General features: G+C 46.1%; 15 protein-coding genes. 3 read left to right on the forward strand and 12 right to left on the reverse strand.

What is annotated here, in order from left to right; all coding sequences use genetic code 11:
• Nucleotides 1-27: 27 nt before the first annotated feature.
• Genes CA600_RS26460 through CA600_RS26485 form a run of 6 tightly spaced genes read right to left on the reverse strand, consistent with a single transcriptional unit; the run spans nt 28 to nt 6,723 of the window.
• Nucleotides 28-1,158 carry a YheC/YheD family endospore coat-associated protein gene (locus CA600_RS26460; RefSeq protein WP_094874139.1) on the reverse strand — a complete coding sequence of 377 codons (1,131 nt, stop codon included), beginning with the start codon at nt 1,156-1,158 and terminating at the stop codon, nt 28-30.
• The gene (locus CA600_RS26465; protein WP_094874140.1) at nt 1,140-1,658 is read right to left on the reverse strand and encodes an N-acetyltransferase; all 519 of its coding nucleotides are present in this window, start codon (nt 1,656-1,658) and stop codon (nt 1,140-1,142) included. Before CA600_RS26465 ends, CA600_RS26460 begins: the two co-directional genes overlap by 19 nt.
• 25 nt (nt 1,659-1,683) lie before the next feature.
• Nucleotides 1,684-2,796, reverse strand: a complete 1,113-nt coding sequence (locus tag CA600_RS26470; protein ID WP_094874141.1) for a YheC/YheD family endospore coat-associated protein — start codon at nt 2,794-2,796, stop codon at nt 1,684-1,686.
• Nucleotides 2,793-4,166 carry a YheC/YheD family endospore coat-associated protein gene (locus CA600_RS26475; RefSeq protein ID WP_094874142.1) on the reverse strand — a complete coding sequence of 458 codons (1,374 nt, stop codon included), beginning with the start codon at nt 4,164-4,166 and terminating at the stop codon, nt 2,793-2,795. The genes CA600_RS26470 and CA600_RS26475 overlap by 4 nt, the downstream gene beginning before the upstream one ends.
• Entirely contained in the window at nt 4,167-5,345 is a 1,179-nt protein-coding gene (locus CA600_RS26480; RefSeq protein ID WP_094874143.1) for a YheC/YheD family endospore coat-associated protein, read from the reverse strand.
• A gap of 10 nt (nt 5,346-5,355) precedes the next feature.
• Entirely contained in the window at nt 5,356-6,723 is a 1,368-nt protein-coding gene (locus tag CA600_RS26485) for a YheC/YheD family endospore coat-associated protein (protein ID WP_094874144.1), read from the reverse strand.
• Nucleotides 6,724-7,053: 330 nt separating this feature from the next.
• Here CA600_RS26485 and CA600_RS26490 point away from each other — a divergent pair, with 330 nt between their 5' ends.
• Complete coding sequence (locus tag CA600_RS26490; protein WP_076121521.1) at nt 7,054-7,392, forward strand: YlbF family regulator; 339 nt, start codon at nt 7,054-7,056, stop codon at nt 7,390-7,392.
• Nucleotides 7,393-7,516: 124 nt separating this feature from the next.
• On the opposite strand, the gene CA600_RS26495 is transcribed toward CA600_RS26490, so the two are convergent.
• On the reverse strand, nt 7,517-8,092 hold the full coding sequence (locus tag CA600_RS26495; RefSeq protein ID WP_094874145.1) for a hypothetical protein: 576 nt from the start codon (nt 8,090-8,092) through the stop codon (nt 7,517-7,519).
• Between the two features lie 193 nt (nt 8,093-8,285).
• Here CA600_RS26495 and CA600_RS26500 point away from each other — a divergent pair, with 193 nt between their 5' ends.
• Nucleotides 8,286-8,570 carry a hypothetical protein gene (locus tag CA600_RS26500; RefSeq protein WP_094874146.1) on the forward strand — a complete coding sequence of 95 codons (285 nt, stop codon included), beginning with the start codon at nt 8,286-8,288 and terminating at the stop codon, nt 8,568-8,570.
• Between the two features lie 155 nt (nt 8,571-8,725).
• Here CA600_RS26500 and CA600_RS31380 read toward each other — a convergent pair whose 3' ends face one another.
• Nucleotides 8,726-8,866 (reverse strand): hypothetical protein, encoded by a 141-nt coding sequence (locus CA600_RS31380; protein ID WP_179085720.1) that lies wholly within the window; start codon nt 8,864-8,866, stop codon nt 8,726-8,728.
• Nucleotides 8,867-8,968: 102 nt separating this feature from the next.
• On the reverse strand, nt 8,969-9,802 hold the full coding sequence (locus tag CA600_RS26505; protein WP_143812199.1) for a hypothetical protein: 834 nt from the start codon (nt 9,800-9,802) through the stop codon (nt 8,969-8,971).
• 177 nt (nt 9,803-9,979) lie between these two features.
• On the opposite strand from CA600_RS26505, the gene CA600_RS26510 reads away from it, so the two are divergent.
• Complete coding sequence (locus tag CA600_RS26510; RefSeq protein ID WP_094874148.1) at nt 9,980-11,314, forward strand: DRTGG domain-containing protein; 1,335 nt, start codon at nt 9,980-9,982, stop codon at nt 11,312-11,314.
• Nucleotides 11,315-11,417: 103 nt separating this feature from the next.
• Here CA600_RS26510 and CA600_RS26515 read toward each other — a convergent pair whose 3' ends face one another.
• The 3 genes from CA600_RS26515 to CA600_RS26525 form a co-directional block, all read right to left on the reverse strand.
• Nucleotides 11,418-11,732 (reverse strand): YtpI family protein, encoded by a 315-nt coding sequence (locus tag CA600_RS26515; protein WP_094874149.1) that lies wholly within the window; start codon nt 11,730-11,732, stop codon nt 11,418-11,420.
• An 87-nt stretch (nt 11,733-11,819) separates the two neighbouring features.
• Nucleotides 11,820-12,320, reverse strand: coding sequence for a DUF4044 domain-containing protein (locus CA600_RS26520; protein WP_094874150.1), 501 nt, complete (start codon nt 12,318-12,320; stop codon nt 11,820-11,822).
• 5 nt (nt 12,321-12,325) lie between these two features.
• Nucleotides 12,326-12,649 (reverse strand): YtrH family sporulation protein, encoded by a 324-nt coding sequence (locus CA600_RS26525; RefSeq protein ID WP_094874151.1) that lies wholly within the window; start codon nt 12,647-12,649, stop codon nt 12,326-12,328.
• Between the last annotated feature and the right edge of the window lie 145 nt (nt 12,650-12,794).

Below are 12,794 nucleotides of genomic sequence, written 5' to 3' on the forward strand. Positions count from 1 at the left end.
GCGGTTGTTTTGTTTTTGTGTATCATATTATTCCTCAGTTGTCTTAGCCGCCGCTGGGGCACCTTTATTATTATATAACCATAGCGCATACTCCAAAGGACGTACTAGTGCTTTACGATACGTGTTACCGTCCCCAGAGCGGGCAAACACTTCACGGGCAGGTTTTGGATTAACCTCCAGCACATAGATTCTTCCTTCGCGATCTATAGCGAGGTCCAGAGCGAGCTCACATAAGGCTCCGAAACTTTCTTCCAGGAAAGCAGCGGCATCAAGTCCTAACCTCTCGGCAGTTTTCATAACCTTATCGGTTTTATCCTGACTACCCAGCCATTCCTTTAGCAGCGTTTCCGCCCGAACGGCGTGCCCACCGCCATGAAGATTGGAGGTTACGCTTCGGGCTGCTCCGACTCTTGCTGCCATACCTGTCAGTTCCCAGACGCCTTGCCCATTTTTTTGAACGAGCATGCGGTAATCATGGAAACGTCCGCCAGGCAGACGAAGTGGGATCCCCTGTTGGACGAGGAAACGTCCACCAATACACCATTGTCGAACGATAGAGTCCAATCGGGAGGCAGAGACCTTTCGGGGTGGAATAATCCGGCGATCTTGACGACGGCCTTGAATATCAAAGCCCCCTTTACTACCCTTCACCCGTTCAATTCTAAGGATACCGCGCCCACCTGTGCCGTTTGCTGGCTTGATATAGAGTACCGGGCTCTGCTTCAGCATTCGGTGCAGATCGGCAGAGGAATGATACAGTAATGTTTCTGGCATATGCTGCCGGAAGCGACTCTTTTGTGAGAACGTTTGGTGTATGGTCCATTTGTTGCGCAGTGGACGATTCAGAAACAGCAGATGTTTATAGCGTTCACGGAAACGAAGCAATTGCTGAAAGCGCGTGCTGCGCTGGATACGGCAACGGTCATAAATCATGTTCGGGAAGGAACGCCATTTACGCGACCATTTCCCGCTCTTTGGATCAAAGACAAGAGCATGGATCTGCTCTTTGCTGGGATGGACATCCATGGGGGTAAACACAAAAATATCCAAGCCCATTCGATTACCCTCAATGATCATTCTCCGGTACACGGCCTTTTCTTCAAGCTGCTTGGCTTCATTTATATACAAAGTAAGAATGCCTAAGACGGGCTCTGGCACAGGAGTTCACCTTCTTGTGGAGAGTTTGTAGTACTGACGGTATTCTGTGGTGACCGGATCAATAAAGTTGGCTTGCCAGTAGGGCCACTAGTAAGCGCCACTGCGGCAAGACCAACGTTGAAACACATTTTCAGACTGGCTGTATTATCGCTGGCAACACTGCATTCGAGACGCCCTAAACGATTTAACTGGGCGGCCATAAGGGCGGTGCCTGTATGCCTATTTCGGTATAAGGGATGCACGGCAACGAGACAGGCCTCTTCACCGAAACCGGATACGAAGCTTACGCCTGCTAGCTGGCGCCCATTCTGACCGCGTACGGTGGCGACAAGCAGCGAGACACCTGGCTCTGACAACTGTTCTGGAGTTAATCGGGCCATTACCTTGCAAGCTTGGTTTGTAATCCGACGCTCCCCATGCTCTCTTATAAACTCAAGCAGTCCGGTTAACCGCGATTTCCACTTTTTAGCATCAGTGTCGTAGATGGAGGATATCTGCATGCAGTGTCACATCCTTTAATGAATTCTACTTGGAATGGCGTGCTAAGTGCTGACCATATTGAAAGATTCGCTCCAAAGAAAGCTTGCGAATCGCAGGCTCATCAAATTTCATCGGCCGGGAGTTCGCTTCAAAGAACCAGAGTCCACCGTTCTCATCGACACCGAGATCCATTGACATCTCCCCGAGCATAGAATCAGAGGCTCTTTCAATTTGTCTGGCAATTAACAGAGCAGTTGTAGGTACACTTTTTAAGATAGAGGCTGCTCTTTCGGTTCCAAATGTGCTTTCCAGCATGGTGGAGGGCTCCTCGATACTTCCGCCACGAGGTACATGCGTAGTGATGCTGCGGGCACCAGCTAGACGCGCACCTATGCCGGTCATTGCCCAGCCGCCTCTGCCGTTTTTCTGTAGAAGTACACGTAGATCAAAGGGGCGTCCTCGGTGAGTCGCTAGTTCAATAGCTTGCTGTACGATATAGCGTGAGCTTCCCTTTTCTTTTCCTATCCGTGCCCAGAGGCGTTCTACTGAGGCAGCTTTGTAGGTCACATTTTTTTTGCCGCTTTGAATTTGCAGCCGATAGGGTAAGGTGGTATCTGCACGGTATTTTAAACGCATAATTCCTTTACCTGCTTTGCCATTCTCAGGTTTAAGATAGAGACTGGTATGATTATTTAGCATGGCGATAAGCGTATTTGCACTGCGTAAACGTCTGGTTTTTGGAACATGCTTCGAGGTAGCATACGAGCCTTTCAACCATTCAAATAGACTCCATTTATTGAAAAAATATGGATTATATAGCTTAATGCCTGGATGTTCCAGGCATTGAGCTATTTTGCGTACGACAGCAGGTTTTTCCTCATCCTCACGGGTAGGAATTCGATTATAGATGATTTGTGGAAGAGGTACAGGAATGCTGTACCATATTCTTCCGCTGGATGATGGGACATAACCGTTCACCATCCGTTCCTCGAGCTTCAAGTCACGGACAGTGACGACGTAGACAAGAAATCCCAGCTCCTTGCCTGTGCGAATGATGTCCCGGAAGTTATTACGGTTGCCATTAAATTGCCTTACTTTATCGCTGGTTGTCAGTATGGCAATAACGGGTTTTGTTTCATCCGGAATATGGGTGTTCACATCTCATCCCTCCTGCGGAATTTGCTGAGGTATAGACAATGCTCCAGAATATGCTCGATGGAAGCTTTGCCCTCAGCGCGCAGGGAAGGATGACGGAAGATGGAACGTCCTGGTTTGGCGTTGGCCTCGAACATCCAGATGTCTTCATCCTGATCAATGCCGAGATCAAAGCCAATTTCACCGAGCAAATGACGATGCTGGATTTCTAAGGATTCTGCCAGCTTAATGGCTGTACTCTTCGCACGCTGTAATACTTCATCTGCTCTGCCCCCGAATACACGCCCGAGCGCCTGCCCAGGTGTAAGCAAAGCCCCCCCATTTTTAAGGTGAGTGGTGACACTGCCCCGGCCGGCTTTTTTAGCGCCTATGCCGACTACAATCCATTGATTACTGCCGTTTTTATGCATATGGAATCGGAAATCAATCGGGCAGCCATCAATTTCAATCAAACGTATTCCTTGTTGGACGATATAATTTTGCAGGCCTTGACCATGTCGTGACCGAAGCATACGCATAAGGCTTTCGAAGGTAGTGAAGCGCAGAAGTACGTTTTTTCCACCCTTGCGGTAGCGGGCAAAATACCCTTTTTTCGGCAGATAAGTGAGTCGGTAAATCCCGTGACCCAGGCTGCCTGCGGAAGGTTTATAGTACACAAAGTGGTGGCGATCCAACATTTCTCTCATTTTTTCGGAAGAGGGATTGCTGTGGGTCTCAGGTACGTAACGGTTTGCAGCTCCGTCATTTTCTAGCAACCGATAAATATCGGATTTATTGAAAAAGCTCCAGTTGAAGTAAGGGATTTTCTTACGCATAAATCGTTCGCGAAGCTGGTTGATATAAGGTGAAGTCTCCGCTCTCCGACTGGGTAGCCGATTGTAGACAACATCAGGTAGAGGAACCATTTTACGCTCGAATTTGCCGCCTGCGGTTAAGAAATAACCATAGACTTGCTCCTGCTGCCAGTTGATATCACGCGGCATAAAGGCAAATATATAACATTTATTACTGCCTTCCCGCAGCAATTGCTTTATGAAGCCAGTGCGAGAACCGAAGGGTTGATTTGAAGATGCTGGTCCATCGGACAATACACCGACTAAAGGTCCAAGCTGTACTTCGTCATTCTGTAGATTGCGTAAATAGATCCCACCAGATTTCGGAACCTTGATAGCACTCTTTACACCAGTGGCAAGGAATAGATGATTTCCGGCACGCTTGATGGGCTTAATCATGGTCGGGATGGCATCTTTACCGAGTCTAAGGCGTATGTTCTTTTTCCCGGTTAATTTCAAGCTTTTCATCAGTGCACCTGATACATATACAACTCTTTGGGGCTGCTTAGTGAAATGCACATTGCAAAAAGTGAGACTCATTTATGAATCCTCCTTAGGAACCATTGTTATCATTCTCCCGTTTATAACGGAGCTGTCCGTAGATAGGGATGGTATCCGTCGCTGTGTGAGTAGCAGATGGCGCGCATAAGACAGTGGATTCTCGGCGGCGAGCTTAGCAGCCCGGCGGTCGCCCGTCAGCCGGAATACCGTGCGCCCTGGCTTGGAATTTGCTTCTAGTAAATGAATCCGACCGCTCGAATCAATACCGAAATCTAGGCCGAGTTCTCCAAGCCTACCGCATGCGGCCTCCAGAAGAGGAGGCAAGTATGCAGCTTCTGTAGCAAGCTCCTGCATGATGTCTTTTCCATCCTGACCATATTCTGCAAGCAAAAAGGGCAAAGGAGGAACCGCAGTTCCACCGCCATGCAGGTTCGAAGTCAGTGAACCATGATTACCCAGCCGAACGGCCATGCCTGTAAGATCCCAGCGGCCGAGGCCATTCTTTTGCATCAATACACGCACATCGAACGGTTGCCCCTCACGATTAGTTAGGTGCAGATAAGGCTGTATAATATAGCGGCGTGTGCCGATAAATTCATGAATCCAGTTCAGTCCTTCATCCTGCGAGCTGAATACATATTGAAAGGGTGTATTTGTTCCATCACGCCCTCGTACTCTTATGCCTCCTCCAGAGCGTCTGTTCTGCATTATGGCATGCAATGTACGTTTGCCATGAGAGCCTGCTTTGGGTTTTAGGAAAACTCCGTATTCTCTTTCAGCAAGCATATTGCTTAACTTGCGTGTACCGGTATAAAGTACAGTTTCCGGAAGTAAAATAGCGGCTCTTCGGTTGCGCTTCAAGATCTCGTATACGCCCCATTTATCAGGTAAACCTCTTGACCAAGGTAGTGAACGGTGAAGGAAAGAGAGGGCAGACGAAGCTTCTTTTCTTTCTTTCGGACTATTGTAAAAACAACGATTATAAATGATATCTGGTGGTGTAGAGGTCGTATTGTGCCAGCTTCCGTCTTTCCATGTATAACCGGTTATAGATGACCCGTCTGCCGCTACTCCGTCCGGATGAAACACGAGGACTTTAAGGTTATATCGCGGAGCTGCACGGCATAAATGACTGCAAAATTCTGGCTCGGCAATCGGAGGATTCCCGTGGCGACGGCCCGTCATAATGCCGAGGAACCCCATAGCTGTTTCAGTCATTGTGTCCTCCTTATAAACCGGCCAAATAGCGGCAATACAGAATCATTTGCTTGACGGACGGTCTGATTTTTTGATCGTTTAGCGGTGTGTTATCGTTCTTGGAAGGTTTGGAATTAACCTCCAAGAGCCATATTCGTCCGGATTGATCCAGTGCCAGATCGATTCCGAGCTCTCCGAAATGTGCAGGGATAAAGGTTTCTACGCCTCTTGCAATGGCAAGTGCTGCTCTTGGAAGCTGAAGCTGTACGCTATCCTTGGTACCTGGAGGAAGGCTGCTCTTGCTAACGGCTTCACGGACAGTACTAAGACTGCCACCTCTTGCTAGATTGGAGACGAAATGATTGCTTCCAGCGGTGCGAGCGACAATGGAGGTAACGCCCCATTTACCGGTACCATTCTTCTGTACAAGAGCTCGAAAATCTACAGGACGCTTACCGAGCTCCATCAAGGGCAATCCTTGTTGAATCTGGTAGCGCGTTGTTTTCATCTTGGGAGCAATAGACTGGTACAGTTTAGCTAAAGTCGGGTAGCTTTGCTTGCGTGTACCTATAGAGGTAGTTGATAACAAACGGTATCCTCCGCCTTCATCTTTGGAGATTCGGAGAATGCCTTTGCCGAGACTGCCTCGTACAGGCTTTAGAAATACGCTTGGATATTGGCTACACATCTTCTTTACCACAGCAAAACCGTTTAAAGCATGCGATTCCGGTAAATACCGCTTCAATGAAGGGTCTTGCGCTAAAGCTTCAAATACTTCTGTCTTGTCAAGAAATTTTTCGTTGAAGAAATGCGTTCCATACCGTGATTTTACATCCGCCAAAAAATGCTGTACGCTAGGTTTATTCTCCACCTTTCGCGTCGTTAGCCGATTGTTGATTACATCGGCGATGGGCAGACTCATTTTCCTCCAACCCTCGTTGTATACCCAGCCCTGGATGGAAGAGCTGCTTGTTTCCAGCGCTTCCGGGGTAAAGAAATATACATAGGCGCCTTGTGCGTGGCAGGCATTTGTTAATTCTCGACAGAACATGGTAATGGGTCCAAACAGCCTGTCGAGATTATCTGGATGGTCACGGCTGACGAGTACACCGATCAACGGTCCAAGTCGCAAGGTACGACTTACGGAGCTGTAAGAGGCGTTGAGGGTTTGCCGATGTTTCCATCCGGTCCGCCGCGCCAGTCCTTCGCTTACACGCAGGCTTTCGGATTTGGGAGCCGGGATAATGGTAACCTCCTGCCGGAAAGAGCCGAAAGCCAGCTGGAGCGTTCCGTGAGCCGGGATTTTGAGTCTTTTCATGGATCGTTCGCCAAGCATTATAGCGTTTTCCTGCAGGATGCCCGAGTGGACCGTATGGACCGGGATCTTGAATTGGGACATCGTGGATCTCCTTCCGGTAGGCAGCATGATGCCGGCAATTTGGTAGCTAAGGGTTACATATCATTCATCATATGGAGACATATGACCCTTGGTGATTGACCTACTCTTTAAAAACCTTGCCGCATCATTTCATAAGTCTGACCCAAGAAGCGAAACAAGCATGGATGAATCAATATTTGGAAACTTAAGCAACGCTTCCGAAGTGAATTTTGTACGAAGACGAATCGAGAAGTAGTGGCTCACAAAACTTAAGCTCATGCTTCCGAAGTGAGTTTTGTACGAAGTGAAATCAGGAAGCATATGCTCACAAAACTTTTAGGAGGAATCATAATGAGTATTCACGACAAAGCACATGAACTGGCGAAAGCCATTAAAGAAAGCACTGAGGTAGCAGATATCACCAACGCAATGAAACTGGTAGAAACAGATCCTGAAGCCAAAGCGATGCTTGACAACTTCCGCAATGGTCAAATGGAGCTTCAACAACGGATGATGAGCGGAGATATGCCTCCACAGGAAGAAATGGAAAAGATGGAGAAATTATTCGAAGTGCTTAACATGAATCTTGGGATTCGCCGTCTGTTCGATGCAGAACGTCGCCTGAGTGTTGTAATCGAGGATGTAAACAAGATCATTACCGAGAGCTTGTCGCAATTGTATGGCGAATAAACGCTTTTAGTAAGCGGGTATTCATCTGAAAGGTATTAAAGGTGCAATCTAAATAGGGTGCTCCCGAAGCCGGTTGGCTTTGGGAACACCCTATTTATTCTTGTGACTAGTATGAGCAAACTCGCTAATCTTGTTTTCCTTCGATTGCGCAGAGAAGAATACCAGCAGCCAAACCTAGGCGGCGATCAAGCATTCCTTTGGGATCTTCAGAGAAGTCAGCGATGATTTTTGTAACAAATGGATTAAAATTTTGTTTGAAAGTAGGGATCGTTGTATCATTCATCTCGATATTATATTTTTGAGGGATAATAGAGATGAAGCGGCGGAGTAAAGCCATCGCGGTGCTATCTTCCTTGATTTTTCCGATTTCCTGATCATGGCGATCGAGAATCAGCCATTCATCTTTCAAAATAGATTTGAGTCCCTTGCGGCGCAGTGCACCAATGTGCTCGCCAGTCTCCGTATCATGCACATCATAAGTAGCGCTAAAATCGACCACATTACGGGCTTTTATTCGCAGAAGCTCCTTTTGCATAGATTCATCTGTGTACAGTGCAATATCCTCTTTTAACTTAAATGCTTTCATTTGTGAATAGAGTACAAGCTGCTCAGCATTATCATAAATATGAAGCTTCGCACCCATGATCGAAAATACCTTTTTTCGAATTATGTATTCGGTATGAGTATAAGTTGCATTCAATTCCAAATCGCCCCCTAAATGAAATTATCATCTCATATATAAGCTTTGCTAGCCATATAAATGCGTACTATTTTATATAATTTTTTGAATAGAAGTATATTTTTTATGGACTTGTCTCATATTACGGGCTTCATGTTCATAGAGTAGAGATATAGATTCAATCGAATATCTTGTCTACGAGGAGCTGTTAGTTATGAGAAAAAGAAACAAGTTTAAACATGGTGTCTATCTGTTGCTGGCGTTGGCCATGCTTTTGTATGCTCTGCCGAAGTTATCGCTTGCGAATGGGCCTAGCTGGGTATTTGGTTTTGGGGTGGTCTGGTCACTTTTCGCCTTTATGGTCATTGCGGCACATCTGCATTTTATTATCGGTGTTGATGAGGAGAAGACCAAGCGTTTGGAAGCTGTGCGAAAAGCAAAGATGGAGCAATGGCAGTCCAAATGGAAAGAAGAAACTAGAGTTACACAAAGATCATAGAATTGGGGTAGCTTCCTTAAGTAACTAGATTTGATATTCCCGTGAAAGCGCCGAATTAGCTAAAAGAGGGGTATAAATCCCCTGGATTCACAGAAAAGCCCACTAGCTTAAGCCGGTGGGCTTTAAAATTGCCCCGCAAAGCAGGGGGATTAAAGTTATCTTGCACCTGTAAAAGGATTGATCTCATCGGAGAGATCTTTTCCAGCTTTCTTTTCTTCTGCAGATATCCGTTTACCTAGAGCTGCGTAGTACCATACCGCAGGAACGAGAATCGCGAGTATAAAAAGAAATTGCATAAAGTCATCCCCTTTCACCTCTCCATCATAACATATTTTCCCTTTTTTCTAGGGACTATTCTCTATTCGTCTACCCACTACCCAGTTTGTCTAACAAAAGGGTTACTCTTTACTGACAGAGCATTCCACTTCAAATACATAACTGGCGCTCCCCTGAGGCCATCTTGCTTGGATTATATACAGATGTTTTCCGCTGCCTGCTGCGAGTTGAAAACTGTTATTTTCTACGGAAAGAGCTTCGTCCGGACGTTCCTCACCAGGAAATGAAGCCACCACCTCTATCTCCTTGGGTGCAGATGAGAATTTGAGTTCTACCTGGTCACGGCTGATGGCTTTGGGATGTACCTTCTGCTTGGTAACTAATTGATCGTAAGAAGCCATATCTACACAGACGCCTTTGCCATTGTCATTCCAGCAATAAGAGCCTTGAATGGCATCGAATTGCTCACCGCCAACAGTAACTTGAACGTTAGGGGGCTGTGGGTTAGTAGTGTCTGCTGGAGAATTCTTAACTTCTTTAACAGTCGATTGGAATAAGTCCAACAAATCCTTTTTGCTGATATCTGAAAGACGGTAGTGGCCCATTTGTCCCGATTTAATGAGTAACCCACTGTTGTTTCCGACGATCCAAAAAGAGAACTCATAACTTATGCCGTCCTTCATGTTTACGGTGGTTCTGTAATCACTTGGAGCAATATCTAATTGTCCTTTATCATATTCTGCAGTAGTTATGGCTTGAACGAAACGTTCCAAGGATGATGCTTCAGAAATAGTCGTCACCGGCTGGTCTTTTTCTATTAAGTTAATAGAAACTATTTTTTGTGCATCCAGCTCTATTTGGCTTGATTGTTTTACTTCAGTTCTCGTATTTCCACAGCCGATCAGTCCTATGAAAAGTAATGTAATGGTAAATATTATTAACATGTTCTTATTCATATCCATAATACTCCTTTCCTCTTTCTTTAACTCTCAGACTATAAAAAAGAGGAAAAGGTTGCTAAATAACGGGCAATTAAATTCGAATTCGATGCTTATGAATCGGTTGTACTGTGCTATTCGCTCCGTGTATAATGAGTACAGTATAGTACAGATCGGAGTACGGGGGTGTAACAGTTGGAAGGTCAAGGCGATGCAATTACTAAACACGAGCAACTGCTGCAGCATATTGAAAGTCTTAAGGTAGGCTCTAAAATATCTGTTCGTAAGCTTGCAAAAGAAATGCTGGTCAGTGAGGGAACGGCTTATCGTGCCGTTAAGGAAGCCGAGAATCTTGGGATTGTCATTACGAAGGAACGGATTGGTACAGTACGTGTAGAAAAGAAGCCTCGTAATATTTCTGAACAGCTGACATTTGGTGATGTGGTTGATATTGTGGAAGGTCATGTTCTCGGCGGGGCTAGCGGACTGAGTAAACATCTACATAAATATGTAATCGGTGCGATGAAGGTCGACGCGATGATTCGTTATATCGACGCAGACAGTCTGCTCATTGTAGGTAACCGCGATGATGTTCACTCCTTGGCGCTAGAGCAGGGTGCCGGAGTTCTGGTTACAGGTGGCTTCGGGACGAGCCGTGAAGTGAAGGCATTAGCCGACGAACTGGATCTCCCCATCATTTCATCAAGACATGACACGTTTACCGTGGCATCAATGATTAACCGTGCGATTTTTGATAGATTGATTAAGAAAAAAATTATGCTGGTAGAAGATATTGTCGACAGCAAACCTCGTATGATTACGTTAAAAATTTCAAGCACCGTAGGTGAGCTACGACAGATTTCAGAGGAAACTGGAGAGCAGCGTTTTCCCGTTACAGATGAATGGAACCGAGTGATTGGTATTATCGGCCGACGTGAAGTAGAGGACCTTACAGAAGGGCAAAGTATTGAAAAGGCTATGGTTCGGAGTCCGGTTACCGCCGCACTGCATACCTCACTAGCTTCAGCTGCGCAGATCATGATGTGGGAAGGCGTCGATTTCCTACCCATTGTAGACCGTAACCGCAAATTGGTGGGCTCCCTAACCCGTAAAGAAGTGCTGCAAAGTCTGCGGGATGTCCGTAACACTCCACAGCTTGGGGAGACCTTCGATCATCTCATCTGGAACGGCTTTGCGGATGAGCGGGATGAAGAGGGCCGATTGTTTTTCCATGGCTTTATTACGCCTCAGATGGCCACAGACCTTGGTACCATTTCTGAAGGTATATTGTCTACGCTAATGACGCTCTCTGCGTTTAAGGCCGCTAAGGATATTACAGGAAATGACTATGTATTAGATAATATGTCCACCTATTTTATCCGGCCGGTACAGATTGAACACGCCATTATTGTAATGCCGAGACTGCTCGAGATTAGTCGCCGTACATGTAAGCTTGAAATAGAGATCAGCTATTCAGATACTCTGGTAGCGAAAGCTGTCCTGATGCTGCAATCCATTGATCACGGCTAATATGACTGAGATATACCTTGTCATAAAATGTTAAATAGACTGCCCTCATCGATGATCGTGAGGGCAGTCTATTTTATTCTTGTAATCCTATCAGAGGGATAGTCTAGGCTTTCGACTGGTGTTGTTCCTGGCTACGGCTGTAGTAACTATAGCTGCGTATTCCTGAGAAGATGTTAAATACACCGATTAGAAGAAAGGCAGCTTCAACAATGATATTAATGGTGGAGCCGCGAAATAGAAACATGGAAATCAGGGAGAGCGTTACGAGCATAGCGCCCAGCATCACATTCATGACGGAGCGTTTTAGCCCCTTATCTTGGGGATTTAAGGCACGGCGAGAGGATAAGCTGTACACAGCAGCGCCGATTACAAAGATCACCAGCAGGATGAACAATAAGTACTTGATAAATAAAACCATGGACAGCCAGCTCCTTTATCATGTCGTGCAAAAGCCTTGAAGTAATTTCCACTTTTGTCTGTCCATTATTGTATCACACGATTGTTGTTAGTTGCGCTTAAAAGGATTGATTTCCACCCAGATTTGCAGAACGCCTTCCATGACGAGCATCGTCCGGATTTTGACAGAGTATTCCTTATCACGCACAATGTAAAGTTTGCCATCCAGCAGCAGCCTAACCAGTTTACTGTCTGTGTCAATATCGAACATGCTGCGGCCACGCATGGGCTCCAGATCAGATCGTATTTCACTAAGTATTAATTTTAACGTTACGGGGTCAACTGAGGTTGAGCCTTCTGCTTTGCTTTCCTCTGATCGAATTTTGATTTCTCTGATTACGGTAGAGGTATTATTGTATTTTTTGAGTGTTTTAATATCCTCTTGATATTGCTCGATCTGTACACGCAGGTCTGCATTATTCAGCCATAACACGTTAAATCCAACATGGTATATAGCGTTGTATATGACGGCTCCTACGACGATCCCCAGCATGAATATAGCGGAAATTTGGGTGAATCTACGAAAACGACTGAATGGTGGAACTCTCACTGGCGTTACCCCCTGCCGCACACCCATTTTACTAGCTCGCTGCCCATATGAGCGCCGAGAAAAGCGAAGGCAAGATACATGATTTGCTTGATGGCGGGGGAGAGGTTGCCTCCAATCATGTTGCTTTCAATGACCCGTAAAGGGTCCATAGTACCCCCTACAGCGGCGGCAAGTGCCCATATTTTAATCCGGTCTGCTACATCTAGCATCGTTTGCGTCGGTGGTTGCAGGGATACTACAGCGCCGATTCCGCCGACCATAGCTCCGCCAAGGACGATGCCGAAGGCGATAAAGAAATCGAGGATCGCTTTGCTCATAAAAATGCTCATAAAGGCCCCTTCCCGGACGAGGCATCTATAATCGTTGCCTGTCCATGTGCTCTTAATCCATTCTATGGGCGGGTCCCCCTTTAATATGATAAAATAGTTTCATCTTATAGTGCGAGTTCAAAAAGTACGGTTTTCAGCACTGAGA

It is taken from the genome of Paenibacillus sp. VTT E-133280, assembly GCF_002264385.1.
GTDB lineage: Bacteria > Bacillota > Bacilli > Paenibacillales > Paenibacillaceae > Paenibacillus_AQ > Paenibacillus_AQ nitricinens.

Bases quoted from the DNA above. Each gene is read 5' to 3' on its own strand.
- CA600_RS26480 (WP_094874143.1), bottom strand. From the start codon at position 5,345: ATGACTGAAACAGCTATGGGGTTCCTCGGCATTATGACGGGCCGTCGC.
- CA600_RS26475 (WP_094874142.1), bottom strand. From the start codon at position 4,166: ATGAGTCTCACTTTTTGCAATGTGCATTTCACTAAGCAGCCCCAAAGA.
- CA600_RS26500 (WP_094874146.1), top strand. From the start codon at position 8,286: ATGAGAAAAAGAAACAAGTTTAAACATGGTGTCTATCTGTTGCTGGCG.
- CA600_RS26515 (WP_094874149.1), bottom strand. From the start codon at position 11,732: ATGGTTTTATTTATCAAGTACTTATTGTTCATCCTGCTGGTGATCTTT.
- CA600_RS31380 (WP_179085720.1), bottom strand. From the start codon at position 8,866: ATGCAATTTCTTTTTATACTCGCGATTCTCGTTCCTGCGGTATGGTAC.
- CA600_RS26485 (WP_094874144.1), bottom strand. From the start codon at position 6,723: ATGTCCCAATTCAAGATCCCGGTCCATACGGTCCACTCGGGCATCCTG.
- CA600_RS26505 (WP_143812199.1), bottom strand. From the start codon at position 9,802: ATGAATAAGAACATGTTAATAATATTTACCATTACATTACTTTTCATA.
- CA600_RS26525 (WP_094874151.1), bottom strand. From the start codon at position 12,649: ATGAGCATTTTTATGAGCAAAGCGATCCTCGATTTCTTTATCGCCTTC.
- CA600_RS26490 (WP_076121521.1), top strand. From the start codon at position 7,054: ATGAGTATTCACGACAAAGCACATGAACTGGCGAAAGCCATTAAAGAA.
- CA600_RS26465 (WP_094874140.1), bottom strand. From the start codon at position 1,658: ATGCAGATATCCTCCATCTACGACACTGATGCTAAAAAGTGGAAATCG.